The following is a 16,942-nucleotide window of genomic DNA, read 5'->3' as shown; positions in this document are numbered from 1 at the left end:
GCGATGAAACTTCTGCACGTCGTCTCCTCCGTCGATCGCCGGTTTGGCGGGCCGATCGAGGGCGTCCTGCAGCGCGGCCTTCGCCTGCGGGAGATGGGCCACGAGGTCGAAGTAGCGTGCTCCGATGATCCCGGCGCACCACATGTGAGTGCCTTCCCCCTTCCGGTTCACGCGCTGGGTCCGCCGCGTCGGGGCGGTTATTATTACGCGGCCTCGCTGCGTTCCTGGCTGCGTGCTCACGCGGCGAGCTACGATGCCGTTGTCGTCAATGGCCTCTGGCAGTATCACAGCTTCGCGGCCTGGCAGGTGATGCGCCAATTGCGGCGCCCTTACGTGATATTCACTCACGGAATGCTGGATCCCTGGTTCAACCAGGCCTACCCGCTCAAGCACCTCAAGAAGCTGATCTATTGGCCCTTCGCCGAATACCGGGTGCTGCGCGATGCCGCCGCCGTCCTCTTTACCAGCGAGGACGAGCGGCTGTTGGCGCGGCAATCGTTCTGGCCGTATCAGGCTCGCGAACGTGTCATCTCCTATGGTACGCGCCTGCCGCCGCAACATGCCGAGCCGCTTCGGGAAGCTTTCCTCGCCGATCATCCAGAGTTGCGCGGCAAGCGCGTGCTGCTGTTCCTGGGCCGGCTTCACGCCAAGAAGGGTTGCGACCTCGTGGTCGAGGCCTTTGCACAGGTCGCCGCCAGGGAACCGCGCCTCCACCTGCTGCTGGCCGGGCCAGACCAGACCGGATGGGTAGGAGAACTCAAGGCTCGGGCCAGGACGCTTGGGCTGGCCGAGAGGATCACCTGGCCGGGCATGCTGGAAGGGGACGCCAAATGGGGTGCGTTCTACGCCAGCGAAGCCTTTATGCTTCCGTCACATCAGGAAAATTTCGGCATTTCCGTTGCGGAAGCGCTCGGCTGCGGACTGCCTGTCTTGATCTCCAACAAGGTCAATATCTGGCGGGAGGTCGTCGCAGCGCAGGCCGGCCTCGTTGCCGAGGATTCCGCAGCAGGCACGCTCGACCTTCTCAAGGCTTGGCTGGCGATGGAGCCGGACGAGCGCGTGGCAATGACCGAACGCACGCGCGCGCTTTTCCAGGAACGCTTCAGCGTCGACCGGATGGCGACGGCATTAATCGATGTGGTCACCGGCCTGCAGGCGGCGCCGCGCACCTGATGGAGGAGCGCCGGAACGCGATTGGCGACCCGGCTCCTCGGCGGGACGTAGCTATCACCGAAGACTGACGCCCCATCCCAATTGTTATCTGTCTTATCGTTATAGTGATAATGTCACATGCGTAATGATATCAGAAACGCCAAGACGCAGACGGGAACACGCTGACGTCGGGCCGGACCGCGATACGCTTCTGCTTCACGTCCAGTTCCGTTTCCCCCTGCAGGCGCCATGACCGATTGCCCAAACGGCTCGGCAGGCCGGGATTTTGGGGGCCGGTCGAAGCCTGGCGCTTCGGCCGCGGAAACGAGGGCGGTCATGCGGGTCTTGGTGGTAGGGATCAATTACGCTCCCGATCTGATTGGTGTTGCGAAATACACCACTGAATTTTGCGAAAGCATGGCTGCGTGGGGGCATGAAGTCCGTGCCATCACCGGTCCCCCGTATTATCCGGATTGGAATATCCCGCAAGAATATCGTTCACGATGGTATGTGCGTGAACGCCTGAACGAGGTAGACGTCATCAGGGCGCCCATTTACGTCCCGGTGCGACCCTCCGGCCTCAGACGGCTGCTCCACCATGCATCTTTCCTGGTATCGGCTGCCGGTCCGCTACTGTCCGCCGCCCTGTTCTGGAAACCTGACATCGTATTCGTCGTCGCCCCCTCGCTATTGGTCGCTCCGGTCGCCGCGCTTGCCGCACGCCTGGCCGGCGCGGTCTCTTGGGTTCATGTCCAAGATCTCGAGGTGGACGCGGCGTTCGAAGTCGGCCTGCTGCGCGGCGTCACCGCGCGCCGCGTCATGGCGGCGTTTGAACGTTGGATTCTGAAGGCTTTCGAGAGGATCTCGACCATCTCGCCGCAAATGATGGCACGGCTCGAACACAAGGGTATCGCACCAGGCAGGTTGCGTGAATTCCGCAACTGGATCGATACCGGAATTGTTACACCCGGCTCCCGCCAGACACCGCTCCGGACCGAGTTGCGGCTCGAAGCAGACGATATTGTTGCCCTCTACTCCGGCGCCATGTCGAACAAGCAGGGGCTGGAGCTGATCATCGAAGCGGCCGCGGCCGTGAAGGACGTCCATTCGTCGCTCAAATTCGTGTTATGCGGCAACGGCCCGGCCAAACCGACGCTGATGCAGATGTCCGACGGCTTGAGTAACGTCCGCTTCCTTGATCTTCAGCCGATTGATCGCGTCTCGGAACTGCTCAGCACGGCCGACATCCAACTGCTGCCGCAGAAAGCCGAGATCGCCGATCTGGTGCTTCCGTCCAAGCTCGCCGGCATGCTGGCCTCGGGTCGTCCGGTCGTCGCAATGGCCAAGCCAGGCACGGGCCTCGCGACGGAGGTCGAGGGCGCAGGCCTTGTCATCGAGCCCGGCAGCGCGGACGCGCTCGCAGGGGCCCTCCTGGCCCTAGCGACCGATGACGCGCTCCGCGCCCGATTGGGCGCCGTCGCGCGCAGGCGAGCGGAGCAGAGATGGGACCGGGTCGCGATCATGCGCTCGCTTGAGCGCGAGTTCATGGCGTTTCCGCAGTGCGCCACCTCATCCACGCCGCTCATACAGCAAGCGGTCCTACCGGCACGCTCGATCGAGCACGTCTCGACGGGAAGCCGGCGACGTCCGGATCGGCCTGGCCGGCCATTCTCGCGTCAATCCATGCGCGCGCCGAATCGTGGCGTGCTGTCCGCCAAGGAGAGCCCCTGAGCTTCAACTGCGCTCGGAGGACCCCGGCGAGGTCACGCGCGTACGCTCCAGAAAGCGATATCCGACATAGAGCGTCACAAAGTTCAATAGCACCTCCGCAACCGCGAAGGCGAATACGTGGAGCAGCGGAAGCAGACTATAGCTCGCGACGACGCCCACGGCTGCACCGATCGTCAAGGCCCAGGCCGAAGCTGCATATGCCCCTGCCGCGGCAAGACCCTGCCAGGTCATCTGCAGCAGAGCCACTGTGAGGATGGTCGGCGCAAATCCGACCATGACGATTGCAATGCGATTGAGCGCGCCGTCCGACCAGACGGCAACGGCGCCAGCAAGCAGGGTCGCTCCGGCCGAAAACAGCACTGCGCAGGCGAGCGTCACTTTCTGAGCACCTATGACGGCGGCGAGGCTCTGTCTGCTCGCCGTTGCCAAGCGCTCGACCAAGCCTGGAAACTCGACACGGAGAACGAATTGCAGAACCTGGGTGGCGGCGGTGACGATCTGCTTGGCGTAGACGAACACGGCCGTGGTCTCCGCGCCGAGATACGCCGCGCTGAGAACAAGCTGGACGCGCATGTTGATCTGACCCGGCACGATCTGAAACGAAAGCGCCAGGCCATCCTTAAACGCCCTTGCAAACCCTGCCTGTGATGGCTTGTGGAACTCGGGATGCCACCCCTTCGAGGTTAGCAGCGCCCATTGCGCGGACAGCGTCAGGAGATATCCCACCGAGAACGCAGCGCCCATGATTGCGCCAGCCGCTTCCCGAGAGCAATGGGACGCCAGGAACAATCCTAGAGCATTGACGACGTAGGCGATCGAGCCCGTCATCCCGCTGACCCCGCTCAGTCTCAGTCCATCGAGCAGACCGACACCGTTGACGGACCAGAGCAGCAGGCCGGGCAGTGCGAGAAACACGTACCAACGCCCCAGCGGGTCGTCCGAGACCTCTACTGCGTAGAGCGTGGCGGCCGCGCCGACGATCAGGGCCGTCAGCATCCTGATCGCGCTGGTGTCAGCGAAGGCCTGCCACATCTTTGCATTCGGCAGCCCCTCCGGCGACAGATGCACAACGGCGCGGGCCAGCGTGATGTTAGCGCCGGCGTCGACGAGGATGATGCCTAGAATGGCAAAGGAATAATGCGTGGCGAAGACGGCGAGCAATTCGTACTCGCCTGCAGCCAAAAGGCCGGTCTGGACGGCGAAGATGGCTCCCTGGCCCAACGCGAGCCCCGCGACCATCAGACCGACATTGGCGATCTGGCGCCGTCGACCCTGGCCGAGGTGCAGCCGCTCCGCCGGCCCGGGCCTTGCGCCCGGGATCGCCCGATCTGGTTCGCCAGAGGGGGCCGCGACACTCGTTTCAAGCATGACATTCCCGAAGTGGACTGAGGGTCCGCGTACACCGCCCAACAACCGCCGGGCGGACCATTATCATCGTATGGTTTGGTATCATTACACAGCGATAACAAATTATGTGACGCAACAGCTGCGCACGCATTCTGTCACAGTCCTGTTCAGTTGTAACGTTAGATCAGGCAACGGCTCCCGATGATAAAATATCAGCAGTAGAAGCATGACGAAGGACAGTGAGTTGCCGCGCCTTGCCGTCATCATCCTGACGTACAACGAGGAACGTCACATCGCACGGGCGCTGGCTTCCGTTGCCGGGATCGCGAGCGAAACCATCGTCATCGACAGCTTTTCGACCGATCGAACGGTCGAGCTGGCCCGCGCCAATGGCGCGGTCGTGCTGCAGAACAAATTCGTCAATCAGGCCAAGCAATTCCAATGGGCGCTCGACAACGCGTCGATTTCGGCCACATGGATCATGCGGCTCGATGCCGATGAGGTGATCGAAGCTGACCTCGCTGCGCGTATCGGGGACGAGCTGCCCCGCCTCGGCGAAGACGTGGTTGGGGTCAACCTCAAGCGCAAGCACATTTTCCTCGGCCGCTGGATCCGCCACGGCGGCCGATATCCCCTGGTTCTGCTCAGGATCTGGCGGCGCGGCCACGGACGCGTGGAGGACCGCTGGATGGACGAGCACATCGTCGTCTGGGGCGGCCGAACGATCACGTTCGACGGCGGCTTTGCCGACCATAATCTCAATGACCTCACACACTTCACCGAAAAGCACAACAGGTATGCCACGCGCGAGGCAATTGAGGTCATCAGCAGCCGCACCGGTCTTCGGGGGGAGGCCGCTACGTCCGTTGACAAACCGGGCTCGCGCCAGGCCGCGTTCAAACGCTGGATCAAGGAAAGGCTCTATAACCGGATTCCCTATCAGATCAGCGCGCCTTCCTATTTTCTGTATCGCGTGATCTTCCAGCTCGGATTTCTCGACGGCAAGCAGGGTCTCGTTTATCACGTCCTGCAGGGTCTCTGGTACCGGTTCCTGGTCGGCGCCAAGGTGACTGAGCTCGAAACGGCAGTCGGTCACATCAATGATCGATCGGAGCTGCGGGCGGAGCTTCGTCGACTGACCGGGCTTGATCTCTAGGCTGGTCTACACCTTCCTGAAGTACCCGTTGACGAACATGCCCCTGTTCATACGCGTCGAAAGGCCCAGAAATCCCTTCAGTGCAACAGACGGCAACGGCGCCAGCGGACCGAATCTCTTCTTGAACTTGCGATAGTCGAACCTGCTGACCGTCTCGCAGTTGACGGTCTCGAAGCCGCGGCTTTCGAAGGCTGCGACCAGCGCTCTTACAGTGAAGAAGTTCAGATGCTCGGGCGGCACGATGAATATGTCGTCTCGACCCTGGAGCATCGACAGATAGGAGCGGAAATGGGGGATGGCAATCGCGCAGATTCCGCCCTTCCGCAGCAGGACGTTCAGGCTGCCGACGGGATCGGCATCCATCGGCAGATGCTCGAGCACCTGTGACAAAAGAACCGCGTCGTAGATGGCGGCATTTCGGCGTGCGAAATCGGCATTGAACGGCTCGGCACGCGCCTCGAACCCGTTCATGCGAGCATGGATCTTGCGCGATGCTTCTCCGAGCTCGATTGCATCCACAGCGAAGCCGGCCTGAACCAGCGCCCTGGAAAAGAATCCATAGCCGCAGCCGACGTCCAGCGCCTTCCGGCCCGGCGCCAGCCGCTGGAGATTGTCGGCGATCCTCTTTGCATCGACCGTGGAATTCGGAAAGTCGCGCTCTTCCCGAATGGCCTGATCATAGTGTTGCAGAACGTCGCTGCTGGTGAGATTGACCTCGAGCGCGCTCTGCGTGCCCGAATAGAATTCGAATAGCTCCTGCTCGGTCGGAATCGGGAAGGCGAAAGCACCGCCGCAATTCGAGCAGCGGAACAGCGGATAGAAGCGACCGTTATGCTTGGATTGCTTCGAGAACCAGTAACTGGGCCCGGGATGGCGGCAGAACAGGCAATTCCCGGGAGCGGCCGAGCCGTCCGACTTGTGCAGCGGCTGTTGCGGGGCGAGCATGCGGGCGGCTCCGGTTACGAATGAAAATACGCGATCACGCCGGCCGGGAGGCCAGAATGTGCGAGGCATCGGTCCAGTTCAGCTTGAACCCGCTGCCTTTCAGAATGCTCTCGATCCGCTCCGGATCATCCGCGCGACCGCTGCGATCGAGCACGCCGAAATGCACCTCGACGAACACCTTGCGCAGGCGCCTGTTCGCCAAGGTCGCCTGCAATCCCTTCAGAACCGACAGTTCATGGCCTTCGACGTCGATCTTGATCAGGTCAGGGACATCCGCCTGCCCGCCGCCGACGACGTCGTCGCCAGTTCTCAACTGAACCTCGATCGCGCCCTCGGAGATGATCTCACCTGACCGAAGCACATGCGACGTCGTTCCGTCGCCGCCATCGCCCAGGAAGCAGCTGCGCTCTGTCCTCTCCGACAGGCCACAGCCCAGGATGGTGATATTGTGCCGGTCGGCGCAGGCCGAACGCAATCTCGGCAGGTTAGCGGCGTCGGGTTCGAATGCGAACACCTTGCCCGAGACGCCGACCCAATCCGAGAAGCTGGTCGTATAATGCCCGATATTGGCGCCGACGTCCCAGACGACGTCGCCCTGGCGGCAGGCGAGCATCAATTGCTTCGAGAAGGGGCTCTCGTAGTCCTTTGCGAAGCGACCGAGCATCCGCGGCACACCCGCCGCACGCGCGACGCGCCGAAGTTGCAGGACATACCGATTGGACATCAACGACAAGGTCGCCTCCCACCAAATTGCGTCGCGCGCAGGCTCATAACAGAAATGATGTATGATGCAACGTAGCTAACGTACATCATGTTATTTCTGTTCGATGGCATTCCCATGTCATGGCGCAATGCCGGAGCGGCCGCGGCTGACGGCTGTCACAGTCTTGTTCAATTGGCGACATAAGGAACAGGGTCGGTCCGACGAACGACATCACACGGACGCTGTTTTCCAGATGCGAAACGAGGCACAGATCCTGGACCGGGCGCTTTCCCTTCATAACATGGGGGATATCGCAGGCGCCGCGAAACTCTACGAACGCATTATCAAGAAGAATCCTCACAATCTGCAGGCCGTGCATTTCCTGGGCGTGGCGGAAGCCGCGTCCGGAAATCTCGCGCGGGCCAAGCTCCTCATGAAGCAGTCCCTTGGGGTAGCGTCGACCAATGTGGACTTCATCGAGAACTATGCGGCCGTACTGCATCGCGCCGGCGAGCATGATGAACTCGTTCATCTGTGCAGGCATGCCCTGCCCTTTGCCCCGGCCAGCCTTGCGCTGCTGCATGCCGGCGCGGCCGGCCATCTTGCACTTGGCCAGTTCCAGGAAGCAGTCGAGCTGCTGACGCGTCTCATCAAACATTATCCCCATCATTTCCCGGCGCACGTCATGCTCGGCTCGGCTCTCGCCAAGAGCCGGCACCACGACCAGGCGCTTGCGGCCTATCACCGCGCGCTCGAACTGCAGCCGCACTTTGCGGAGGCGCATCTCGACATCGGGACGATCCACTTCGCAGACCGGCGCCATGGCGAGGCGCTCGCCGCCTATGACCGCGCCATTGCGATACGGCCAGATCTGGTCGACGCCTGGGTCGGCAGGGGCAATGCGCTACTGGACCTCGGACGGATCGAGGAGGCCACGGCTGCCTACGACCGGGCTCTGGCCTTGAGACCGCAACTTGCATCGGCCTGTTGCGGCAAGGGAAACGCCCTGCTTCGGTCTGGCCGGCAGCGCGATGCCGTCATAGCGTTCGACAACGCGATTGCTGCGGAGCCCGGTTTCGCCGAGGCGTGGGTCGGACGCGGCACCGCGGCACTGTTTCTCGGACGGCACGACGACGCATCGGCCTCCTTCGACCGGGCCATCGCCGGCAGTCCGCAGCTTGCAGGCGCGTGGCTAGGCAAGGGACAGGTGAGTTATCAGCAAAAGCGCTACGAGGAGGCGTTGGCTGCGTGGGAAAAAGCGCTTGCCTTGAATCCCGATCAAGCTGAAGTCGCAGCTGCGTGTCTGCGGGTCAAGATGCATCTTTGCGACTGGACTGACTTCGAGACCGGCTGCGAGACCGTGAGATCGGCGGTTCGGAACTCCCGCCTCGTGTCGCCTTTGATGCTCGTCGCCGTGCCGTCGACCCCGATCGAACAGCTGGACTGCGCGCGCACGTGGGTGACGCATCACCATTCCAGAATGGGCCGCCTGCCCGGCCGCAACGAACGCCGGGATCAGGGCAGAATCCGGCTGGCTTATCTTTCCGCCGATTTCCACCAGCACGCGACCTCGCACCTGATGGCGGGCGTGTTCGAGCATCATGACCGGACGCGCTTCGAGATCACCGCAATCTCGATCGGCCCGGACGATGGCTCGGACATGCGCGAACGGATCGTGGCCGCTTTTGACCGTTTCATCGACGCAAGGCCACTCGGCGATGCCGACATCGCCGAACTCATTGCGCGTCTGGAGATCGACATCCTGATCGACCTGAAGGGCTTTACCCAGGATGCCCGCACCGGCGTCCTGGCGCTGCGTCCCGCGCCGATCCAGGTCAGCTACCTCGGCTTCCCGGGGACCATCGGCGCCGACTTCATCGACTATGTCATCGCCGACCGGGACGTCATTCCCGAGCAGGATGCCGCGGCCTATGCCGAAAAGATCGTCTGGCTGCCTGACAGCTATCAGGCGAACGATCGCAGCCGCGCCATCGCCGATCTGCCGGCCGATCGTGCCGCGCACGGGCTTCCCACCGACGCGTTCGTGTTCTGCTGCTTCAACGACAATTACAAGATAACGCCCGATGTCTTCGCCTCCTGGATGCGGATCCTGAACGCAGTCGACGGCAGCGTCTTATGGTTGTTCGAGGACAATCCGGTGGCCGCGGACAATCTGCGTCGTGAGGCTGCGGCCCGCGGCATCGCACCCGACCGCATGGTCTTCGCCCGGAGGTTACCGCCCGCGGACCATCTGGCACGACATCGATGTGCGGATCTTTTCCTCGACACGCTTCCCTACGGCGCCCACACCACGGCAAGCGACGCGCTGTGGACCTGCCTTCCAGTCCTGACCTGCCTCGGCCACACCTTTGCCGGTCGCGTCGGTGCAAGCCTGCTGAACGCGATCGGGCTGCCGGAACTGGTGGCGGCGACGCCCGCCGCCTACGAGCAACTGGCGATCGAAATCGCCCAAGATCCCGCTCGACTGATTGCGCTGCGCACGAAGCTCGTCTGCAACCGGTTGCGGTCACCTCTTTATGATACCGAGCAATTCTGCCGCCGTATCGAAGCCGGCTTTATCGCCATGACGGCGCGGCAGCGCGCCGGTCTGGCGCCAGATCATATCCACATACCCCGGTCGATGGCCGAATTTGACCCTGCCATCATCGCGGCCGTCCCGGCCGGGGCGCTCGGCTCCGCAGCATCGGTCTTGCCGGCATGAACCACGATCGCATCGCCATATTCGCCGCGTCGGCGGCCATCTGCGCCTGGCTGACGCTGCTCAGCTTTCCCATGATCGGGGACAGCGCCCGGGTCTATGCGGCTTGCCAGGCCATCGGCCTCTGCCTCTACATGGGAACGGTAGGCCTCGCCTTTGCCGGCAATCTGGCTGCGATCGCCGCGCGGGTCGACCAGCCCCAACTGATCATTCTTCTCATCGTCTTCATGTCTCCTGTCCTTCAATTGCACGGCGACGAGTCGGATATTCTGAGCGGGATTTTCTACACTTCGCTGCTCCCGTTCATGGCGCTGACGCTGTCGGTGCTTTGGACGATGCCGCTGGCCGATTTCGAGCGCTGCATGACCGTCACCTCGATGGTACTGTGCGTCTTCGGCATCTCCGCCATCGCGATCTATGGATGGCCCGAAGGCCGAACCATTGGCGGCCTTCTTCACCCGAACCTCTATTCCGCACCGCTGCTCGCCGCATTCGTGTTCTCGCAGTTCCGTCCCGGCCTGATCGGACAGGCCGTACGCATCATCTGCTTCGGACTGATCGCAACGGTCAGCTCGCGTTACGCCCTGATGGGCTGCCTGATCGCTCTGGTCGTGCATGAGATGACATTCGATCCGTTCGGAAAGGCCAAGATCCCCATGGCCGTCCTTGCGCTCGCGGCAGCAATCATCTTCTGGCCGCAGATTTCCTCGATCGTGGCGCTCGACGACCCCGACCGCGGCACAGGCTCGGGCTTTACGGGACGCGACGACCGCTGGCAGACCGCGATGGACGCGATAACCGAAAGTCCATTCGGGATCGGGTTCAAGCGCGCCATCGGCGATGACGCCGGCCACAGCGGCTATCTCAAGCTCATCGTGGAGTTCGGCGTCCCAGGCGGCTTTGCGCTCGTCTCGCTGCTGGCCTGGTGCATCGCGGTTGCCGGTATCAAGGCCTGCTCTGCGACCGGAAAAAGCCGCCAGCAGCATCGGTTCGACTGCGCTCGTTTTGCCGGCATGTGCGCAATGTATTTCGGAGCGCTGTTTCAACCCCAGATTTTCAGCCTCGGCGACAGCTTCACCGTCGCCTTCATGCTCCTGCTGTTCAGGCCGAGGAGCGAAGCTACGCTGGTCCGCGCGCAGATTGCGGCCGAGAGCGGCGTCTCGCCCCGACAACGTTAGGCGCTGCGGAACGCTTCACGGAACTCCAGCGACTTGCGCATGCCGCAATCATGCTGCCGGCCGATCTCACACCTCGGCCGCGGATCGCCGCAACTTCAGCCTTGCGAACCCTCCTCGAACGGCGTTCCACAGCGCCGTTGGCCACGCCGGGTTCATGCACGGGCGCTCGACCAGCAGGTAGAAGACCATCCCGGCGCCGATCGCGAGGGGGATGATGAGGGCCCAGGAGACCAACCAGGCCTGCGCAATGGAATGGAATTCGACGAACCTGCCCATCACTTGCGCCGAGGCGTGGATCACCGGCAGATGTACCAGGTAGATCGAGTAGCACGCTCCTCCGATCAGCGCGATCCAGGGCAAACCCAGGAACGCCTTCGACCAGGTCCCCCGGGCCGCTGCCATGAACAGGAGCAGGATACAGCTGGCCCGAAAAAAATCGTTGAAAATCAGAAGCACCAAAGGCAGTTGCAGATCGAGATTGAACTGCACCGCCCCCGTGAACAGGATGCCGACCAGCCCGACAACGAAACCAACATCGAAAAGGGCTCTGCGTGGCAAGGCGAAGACGTTCTTCCAGCTGCTGTAGTCGCAGGCGACGATACCCAGCATGAAACCGTAGGACTCGGTGAGCAGTGTATTTCTGATGAAACCTGTCCGCTCGAGACGGTCCATGACGACTTCGCCGAGTACCAGGAGAATGGCCACGACGACCAGCCCGACGGCGATGCGAAGCGCGCGACCGCGGATCCTGCCGTAGAGGTAGAGGACGAACGGAGCAAGGACGTAGAACTGAACCTCTCGTTCCAGCGACCAGGTCGGTGGGTTGAGCCGCGGATGCTCGCCGAACACCAGCGAATGCGAATATGTGAGAGAGGCCAGCAGGCTTTGCCAAAGGGGAGCTTGCGTGAAGTAGAAGTTCGGCGCATCCGTCGGCGCCGGCCCGACCGCGAGCACCGCAAAACAACCAAGCATTGCCAGAATGTAGGGAGGTTCGAGGCGCGTCAGCCGGCGCAGGAAAAAATGCGTCAGGGTCGGCGGCCGACTCGATAGGAACGGATATGCGATGATGTATCCGCTGATGAAGAAGAACAGGGAAACGCCGAGGGAGCCGTGCGGAAGATACTGCACGATCGCGGTCTCGAGGCTTGATGGAGTCCGGTACAGGCGTTCGCCGCGCGATGCGGCGTGATAGATCAGCACCGCCATGATCGCGAGAAACCGCAAGCCGTCAATTTGGGGGACGTAGGTGGTGCTCGTCGTGACGCGCGACCATCTGTGCGGCAATCCGCGCAACCGCGCGAGGAAGCAATTTTCCGGCCTTGCGACCGGCGGGCCTTTCACGTCAGCCATGCTTCCTGCGGGATCGATCGTACTCGCGATGTGATCGGCATTGCATCCGGCTGGCATGACGAACGATCTTTCCCGATTTCAGCGTGATTGTTCCAGACGGCCTGGCCGGCCACCCGTCACTTAGTGCCCTGCCGCTGCGCCGAAATGCCGAGCACGAGCCGCATCTTGTCGGTGCTGTTCGCGACCGGCTGGACAACCAGCTCGTCGATGAACAGGAACGGCATGCCGGCCTCCAGATCATAGAGAAGCGGCTGCAGCGCGCCGGACGGCAACTCGATGTTGAAGGTTGCAGAGACAAATCCGGATTTGGCCAGGGGCCCCTGAATGTCGACCTGCGATGACAGCGTGTTACCGCTGACGCGCTTGGTCGCCGCAAGCACACGTTGCAGCAGCATGGCACTCGCGACCGAAGCTGTCGGCCCTTCGAGAAACGGCGATCCCATGGGGACACCGGCGTCGCTACGCGCCATGGCGCGAGGCTGCGGATGACGAGATTCGAGCGTCTGCAGGATCTCGGCGCTCGACGCCACAGCGTCACGGCTGCTCAGGATTTCAATCGTCGTCTGCACCGTGGTGGACACGAACAGCACGACCAGCGCGACATAGGCCGCCACGGCGGCAACCGGATAGCGGGCGAGATACACTTCAAGTTTCGGCATATTCATCAAGTGCCCGGCCCGAACTGCGGCTTGATCCCGGCCTCGATGTGAAACCGTTCGCCAGCTTCGCCGGCAGCGCGGGTGGTCGGTGCGAAGAAGCCGGCACCGGCCAGTTGCGGTGATTGCTCCAGTAGCTGGATCAGCGAGGCAGCATCGGCGGTCATTCCGCGGATCTGCAGCTTTGCGCCTTCAAGCCGCAGCTCGGTCGCGTGCGTATGGTCGGGCAGAAGCGCCGACAACTCCTCCAGCACCATCACTGCCGACGGTGCGCTCTGCTTGCGACGGGCCAGCAATTCGAGCGCAATGTTACCCGAAGCCTGATTGCCGCGCGCAGTCTCCCGCATCTCCGCGATCCGGCGCTGAATCTGCTGCTGCTCGGCATCATATGAGTCAGTCACGATCTGGCCCAGTCCGACAGATAGCAGGGCGAGCACGCCCGTCGAGCCCAGAACGGCGATGAGTCCCCGTCGGATACGAACTGCACCATTTCCGCCGTCCGCGCTGTGCCTGAGGATCATCACGCGTTCGTTCCCAGCGGCAATCGTCGAAAGCTCCACTGCCGCTGCCCCGATGTCGGTGAAGGACTGGGACAAAGGCATCACGGCCTTTCGCGCCGTCGCGATGACCGTCAGTTCGACATGGTCCTCCGACTTCGCCTGCGGCTGCGTCCAGCGGAAAACAGCGTCGTCCGCAGTCCATGGTGTCAGCCTGTCGATCTGGGCGCGAATGATGCCTTCGAGGAATTCGACGGCACGCCCCGGCAATTCCAGAGGGCGGAACACGAATCGCGACGGCAGGAGGACAATATCGACCACGGCCCCCTTCACTGCGGCCGACCACGCCTCGGGGATCGATTCGCGGATCGCGCCGTCCGCGAGTTGAATGCGTACGTCCGAAAGATCCGTCTCCTTGCTCGCCGGACTCGCGACGCTCAACGAAAACTCGCCAGGGCTGTCCTCGCTGAGAACAATCCGCTTGGTGTGGCGTGCGCGGTCGAGCTGCGCACTCAGCGTGCAGGCAACGCGATCAATCCACAAAGACAATGCAATCGCGATCTGACCGGGAATCCTCATTTGCCCTCCCGCGGCCGTGGCCGCCCTGCTCGCTCCGGATCGGCCTCGTCCGTCCAAGCCAACACGTGGAAGGCTTTTGGATCACCTGGTTCCGACATCTGGATGACGGCTTCCGGCATCCGTAGGCGGCCGTCCTGTAAGGTGATGTGCATCCGCACCCGATAGGCGTTGCTTGCCGATATCGTGGCGCCCGGCTGACGCCCCCCGAGCGCACCTATGACGAATTCCGGATTGTCGCGTGGCAGTTCGGCACGCTCGTTGAGGAACGCCTCCAGCTTGGCAGAGGTCATGTTGGGCAGCGCCGCGACGACTTCAGGTGCGGCATCGAGCACGTTGATCTCCGCCATTCCGCTGTAGACCGTGACAAACGCCATGATTCGCTCGACGAGCGCCGTCGGAAGGCCGAGCACCAGCCACAATTCGTCGCTGCTGCTGAACGGCGCCTGCCGCGGTACGTAGGGCAAGCCCGCCGCCCTGTAGCTCGCCAGTTCGGAGTCCCGACCATCCGATTTCGGCGTACTGCGCCAGGCGACGACGCGCGTGGCGTACATGTCGGCTGCCTCGGTCGATGCGCCGACCGCGCTGAATAGGCCAGAGAGCATCGATGCTGGCGCCATGTTGAGATTGATGCGCGCAGATTCCGACATGTATTCGACGCGCACGGTCGCATTTGCGAGACGAAACGCAAACTGGCCGTGGCTCGGGCGCCGCACCGTGGCAGGCCCCGACAACTGGTAAGCGGCCAGTTCGACGCCGGCGGAGCTCAGCATCTCCCATTGCGCCGCTGCATCGAGCGTCGAGAGCGTCCTGGCCGATTGCCCGATGTACACGGACGCAATGGTCACGAGCGCTGCCAATCCGACAAGCAGCCAAAGGGTCACGACGACGATGAATCCGTCCTCTGCCGCCACGACATCCGTCGATCGAGCGCGCCTGATGATCATCACGTTGGCCGGTTTTCGGAGCGCGGTGCCTCCTGCAGAACGGACGGATCCGGTCGCGGGGCTGCTCTGTCCACATGAATGCGTACGGCACTCGAAATCACCGTGCCACGTTCCGCGTCCCCGATGTCGAAGCGAACTGCCTCCGGCAACTGGCCGGCATTCAGCCAGCGGCTGTCCCAGCTGCCATCGGGGGCCGCATAGGAGAAGCTCACGCGATAGGGCAGCCGCAACAACACGACCGGATCGACGAACTGGATCTGTTCCGTGCGCGGATCCCCGGGAGACAGCAGTACGAAGGGCGCCCGCATTCGCACCAATGCCGTGACGCCGCTATCGTTGATCTCCGAAATCCGCACGAACTCCAGCCCGGGCCGGCTGTTCGGACCGAGCACGGACCGGATGAATGTTACCGACCGCTCAGTGCCGCGAAACAGCGGCATGTTATCCATTCTCGTCACATACTCTGCGGCTGACAGATCCGTTGCCAAGCGGTCCAGTGCAATGGCGACCTCTTCGCTGCGTTGCGCCCGGACGATGCCCCGGTTCCAGCTCGGCAGCCATTGCGAAGTCACAGAGCCCAACGCCCCCATGATCAGGCCCATGAGCGCCAGCGCGACCAGCGCCTCGAAAAGCGTGAATCCATCCTCGGCGCGGCGCGGCGTCCGACACATCATCGCACCGTGCTCCTGCTCAGCAGCCGGACGGTTTCGAACGACACCACCGCCCCTCCCGGGGCCTGGATGCGCAGCTGGACGAGTTGCGGAACGAACTGCGACTCCGGCACCGGCGAAATGCCGTCCAAAAATGGCGTAATCCGCATCTGCCACCGATGGCCGGCAAGACGACCCCGGAGGTCGTCAGGCATGGGAGCACCAGCGCGCGGCAATGTCGCGATCACGAGGCGAGCGGCATTGGCGAGCGCAGCATGCTGATCGAGCTTCAACGCCCCGCGCGAATTGGTTGCGACGAGCGCGCCGATCGCGGCGAGCCCGACCGTTACCAGTGCCAGCGCGACGACCGCCTCGATCAGGGTGAAGCCCCCCTCCTGGCGGCGCCTAGAGCAGGTCCTTGGCGACAATGTCAACTCCTCCCGTGAGCCAGTTCACGCGCACTTCGACCGCACTCCCGAGCCGGGTCAGACGGATCGTGCCACCGCATGAGGTGCCGCTGGCGAAAAAGCTGATCGTCGAGAGCGCGGCGCGGCCGTTGCAGCGCTGCGGCAGCAGTGCGTCGAACACCACGTCCTGGGGAACCTGGACGACCCAGGGGCCGGAGCCCGACCTTACGGTCCGCGAGCGCGCGTCAACTGCGGCATTGACCGCACCATAGCGCACCAGCGCGGCAGCCCGGTCCGCCTTGAGCAGGGCGGCGACCTCGATTGCATAGGCCTCGAGCCGGGGCCGCGAGGTCTGCGACGGAACGCGCGGCCACGCGACCGCCGCAAGCATCGCGACGATCGCGAGCACGCAGGCCATTTCGAGCAGCGTGAAACCGGCCTCGCCGCCTTCAGTTCTGCCCCGAGACGAGATCGGCCGCCGTGCCCGTCCCCCCTTCCTGACCATCGGCACCCAGGGATCGGATTTCATACGGCGCACGTTCTGCCGGCTGCTTGTAGACATAGGGATTGCCCCAGGGATCGTTGGGAACATTGCCGCCCTTCAGGTAGGGCCCATTCCAGGACGCGGTACCGCTCACGGGATGCGCGAGCGCGCCGAGGCCTTCTGAACCGGTCGGGAATCGTCCGGCATCCAGATAGAACAGGTCGAGCGCACTGGCGAAGCTCTGGATCTGGATCTTGGCCGCCTTGACCCGGGAGTCGCTGAGATAATTCAGCACGCGCGGGCCGACCAGCGCCATGATCATGCCGATGATGGTGATGACGACGAGCATCTCCACCAGCGTGAATCCTTCTTCGCCACGGCGCCGCCGAGAACACTTCGGCAGAGGACACGGCACCTTCCTCAAAAAGCCGATCATGCCTAACC

At 62.9% G+C, this 16,942-nt stretch carries 16 protein-coding genes; 5 read left to right on the top strand and 11 right to left on the bottom strand.

What is annotated here, in order from left to right; all coding sequences use genetic code 11:
• The first annotated feature begins 3 nt into the window (after positions 1-3).
• Together EDE08_RS05225 and EDE08_RS05220 are read left to right on the top strand one after the other, a co-directional pair.
• Complete coding sequence (locus tag EDE08_RS05225) at positions 4-1,173, top strand: glycosyltransferase (RefSeq protein WP_131867829.1); 1,170 nt, start codon at positions 4-6, stop codon at positions 1,171-1,173.
• A gap of 315 nt (positions 1,174-1,488) precedes the next feature.
• On the top strand, positions 1,489-2,883 hold the full coding sequence (locus tag EDE08_RS05220; protein ID WP_131867827.1) for a WcaI family glycosyltransferase: 1,395 nt from the start codon (positions 1,489-1,491) through the stop codon (positions 2,881-2,883).
• Between the two features lie 3 nt (positions 2,884-2,886).
• Here EDE08_RS05220 and EDE08_RS05215 read toward each other — a convergent pair whose 3' ends face one another.
• Positions 2,887-4,251 carry an oligosaccharide flippase family protein gene (locus tag EDE08_RS05215; RefSeq protein WP_131867825.1) on the bottom strand — a complete coding sequence of 455 codons (1,365 nt, stop codon included), beginning with the start codon at positions 4,249-4,251 and terminating at the stop codon, positions 2,887-2,889.
• A 205-nt stretch (positions 4,252-4,456) separates the two neighbouring features.
• Here EDE08_RS05215 and EDE08_RS05210 point away from each other — a divergent pair, with 205 nt between their 5' ends.
• On the top strand, positions 4,457-5,386 hold the full coding sequence (locus EDE08_RS05210) for a glycosyltransferase family 2 protein (RefSeq protein WP_131867823.1): 930 nt from the start codon (positions 4,457-4,459) through the stop codon (positions 5,384-5,386).
• A gap of 6 nt (positions 5,387-5,392) precedes the next feature.
• On the opposite strand, the gene EDE08_RS05205 is transcribed toward EDE08_RS05210, so the two are convergent.
• Together EDE08_RS05205 and EDE08_RS05200 are read right to left on the bottom strand one after the other, a co-directional pair.
• Positions 5,393-6,331, bottom strand: coding sequence for a class I SAM-dependent methyltransferase (locus EDE08_RS05205; RefSeq protein ID WP_165935757.1), 939 nt, complete (start codon positions 6,329-6,331; stop codon positions 5,393-5,395).
• Positions 6,332-6,365: 34 nt separating this feature from the next.
• The gene (locus EDE08_RS05200) at positions 6,366-7,055 is read right to left on the bottom strand and encodes an FkbM family methyltransferase (protein ID WP_245524723.1); all 690 of its coding nucleotides are present in this window, start codon (positions 7,053-7,055) and stop codon (positions 6,366-6,368) included.
• Between the two features lie 232 nt (positions 7,056-7,287).
• Between EDE08_RS05200 and EDE08_RS05195 the strand changes: the two genes are divergently transcribed.
• Both EDE08_RS05195 and EDE08_RS05190 read left to right on the top strand, forming a co-directional pair.
• Complete coding sequence (locus EDE08_RS05195) at positions 7,288-9,756, top strand: tetratricopeptide repeat protein (protein ID WP_165935758.1); 2,469 nt, start codon at positions 7,288-7,290, stop codon at positions 9,754-9,756.
• The gene (locus EDE08_RS05190) at positions 9,753-10,931 is read left to right on the top strand and encodes an O-antigen ligase family protein (RefSeq protein WP_131867815.1); all 1,179 of its coding nucleotides are present in this window, start codon (positions 9,753-9,755) and stop codon (positions 10,929-10,931) included. Before EDE08_RS05195 ends, EDE08_RS05190 begins: the two co-directional genes overlap by 4 nt.
• Before the next feature lie 66 nt (positions 10,932-10,997).
• Here the strand turns inward: EDE08_RS05190 and EDE08_RS05185 are convergent, their stop codons facing one another.
• The 8 genes from EDE08_RS05185 to gspG form a co-directional block, all read right to left on the bottom strand.
• On the bottom strand, positions 10,998-12,281 hold the full coding sequence (locus tag EDE08_RS05185; RefSeq protein WP_165935759.1) for an acyltransferase family protein: 1,284 nt from the start codon (positions 12,279-12,281) through the stop codon (positions 10,998-11,000).
• Between the two features lie 116 nt (positions 12,282-12,397).
• Positions 12,398-12,946 (bottom strand): type II secretion system protein GspM, encoded by a 549-nt coding sequence (gene gspM / locus EDE08_RS05180; protein WP_131867811.1) that lies wholly within the window; start codon positions 12,944-12,946, stop codon positions 12,398-12,400.
• Positions 12,946-14,013 carry a PilN domain-containing protein gene (locus tag EDE08_RS05175; protein ID WP_131867809.1) on the bottom strand — a complete coding sequence of 356 codons (1,068 nt, stop codon included), beginning with the start codon at positions 14,011-14,013 and terminating at the stop codon, positions 12,946-12,948. Before EDE08_RS05175 ends, gspM begins: the two co-directional genes overlap by 1 nt.
• Positions 14,010-14,957 carry a type II secretion system minor pseudopilin gene (locus EDE08_RS05170; RefSeq protein WP_131867807.1) on the bottom strand — a complete coding sequence of 316 codons (948 nt, stop codon included), beginning with the start codon at positions 14,955-14,957 and terminating at the stop codon, positions 14,010-14,012. Before EDE08_RS05170 ends, EDE08_RS05175 begins: the two co-directional genes overlap by 4 nt.
• The gene (locus EDE08_RS05165) at positions 14,957-15,631 is read right to left on the bottom strand and encodes a PulJ/GspJ family protein (protein ID WP_245524703.1); all 675 of its coding nucleotides are present in this window, start codon (positions 15,629-15,631) and stop codon (positions 14,957-14,959) included. The genes EDE08_RS05170 and EDE08_RS05165 overlap by 1 nt, the downstream gene beginning before the upstream one ends.
• On the bottom strand, positions 15,628-16,035 hold the full coding sequence (locus tag EDE08_RS05160) for a type II secretion system protein (protein ID WP_131867805.1): 408 nt from the start codon (positions 16,033-16,035) through the stop codon (positions 15,628-15,630). The genes EDE08_RS05165 and EDE08_RS05160 overlap by 4 nt, the downstream gene beginning before the upstream one ends.
• A complete protein-coding gene (locus EDE08_RS05155) occupies positions 16,013-16,543 on the bottom strand; it encodes a prepilin-type N-terminal cleavage/methylation domain-containing protein (protein ID WP_349627618.1) in 531 nt (176 codons plus the stop codon). Before EDE08_RS05155 ends, EDE08_RS05160 begins: the two co-directional genes overlap by 23 nt.
• A complete protein-coding gene (gene gspG, locus EDE08_RS05150) occupies positions 16,464-16,934 on the bottom strand; it encodes a type II secretion system major pseudopilin GspG (protein ID WP_131867803.1) in 471 nt (156 codons plus the stop codon). Before gspG ends, EDE08_RS05155 begins: the two co-directional genes overlap by 80 nt.
• Between the last annotated feature and the right edge of the window lie 8 nt (positions 16,935-16,942).

The organism is Bradyrhizobium sp. R2.2-H, assembly GCF_004346455.1.
In the GTDB taxonomy this organism is placed as follows: Bacteria; Pseudomonadota; Alphaproteobacteria; order Rhizobiales; family Xanthobacteraceae; genus Bradyrhizobium; species Bradyrhizobium diversitatis.
Note: the sequence above shows the minus strand (reverse complement) of the source record. Positions and strands in the feature narration are given on the sequence as shown.

Coding starts and splice junctions, on each gene's coding strand:
- EDE08_RS05210 (WP_131867823.1), top strand. CDS start 4,457: ATGACGAAGGACAGTGAGTTGCCGCGCCTTGCCGTCATCATCCTGACG.
- EDE08_RS05165 (WP_245524703.1), bottom strand. CDS start 15,631: ATGATGTGTCGGACGCCGCGCCGCGCCGAGGATGGATTCACGCTTTTC.
- EDE08_RS05225 (WP_131867829.1), top strand. CDS start 4: ATGAAACTTCTGCACGTCGTCTCCTCCGTCGATCGCCGGTTTGGCGGG.
- EDE08_RS05200 (WP_245524723.1), bottom strand. CDS start 7,055: ATGTCCAATCGGTATGTCCTGCAACTTCGGCGCGTCGCGCGTGCGGCG.
- EDE08_RS05190 (WP_131867815.1), top strand. CDS start 9,753: ATGAACCACGATCGCATCGCCATATTCGCCGCGTCGGCGGCCATCTGC.
- EDE08_RS05185 (WP_165935759.1), bottom strand. CDS start 12,281: ATGGCTGACGTGAAAGGCCCGCCGGTCGCAAGGCCGGAAAATTGCTTC.
- EDE08_RS05195 (WP_165935758.1), top strand. CDS start 7,288: ATGCGAAACGAGGCACAGATCCTGGACCGGGCGCTTTCCCTTCATAAC.
- EDE08_RS05155 (WP_349627618.1), bottom strand. CDS start 16,543: ATGAAATCCGATCCCTGGGTGCCGATGGTCAGGAAGGGGGGACGGGCA.
- gspM (WP_131867811.1), bottom strand. CDS start 12,946: ATGAATATGCCGAAACTTGAAGTGTATCTCGCCCGCTATCCGGTTGCC.
- EDE08_RS05215 (WP_131867825.1), bottom strand. CDS start 4,251: ATGCTTGAAACGAGTGTCGCGGCCCCCTCTGGCGAACCAGATCGGGCG.
- EDE08_RS05205 (WP_165935757.1), bottom strand. CDS start 6,331: ATGCTCGCCCCGCAACAGCCGCTGCACAAGTCGGACGGCTCGGCCGCT.
- EDE08_RS05220 (WP_131867827.1), top strand. CDS start 1,489: ATGCGGGTCTTGGTGGTAGGGATCAATTACGCTCCCGATCTGATTGGT.
- EDE08_RS05175 (WP_131867809.1), bottom strand. CDS start 14,013: ATGAGGATTCCCGGTCAGATCGCGATTGCATTGTCTTTGTGGATTGAT.
- EDE08_RS05170 (WP_131867807.1), bottom strand. CDS start 14,957: ATGATCATCAGGCGCGCTCGATCGACGGATGTCGTGGCGGCAGAGGAC.
- gspG (WP_131867803.1), bottom strand. CDS start 16,934: ATGATCGGCTTTTTGAGGAAGGTGCCGTGTCCTCTGCCGAAGTGTTCT.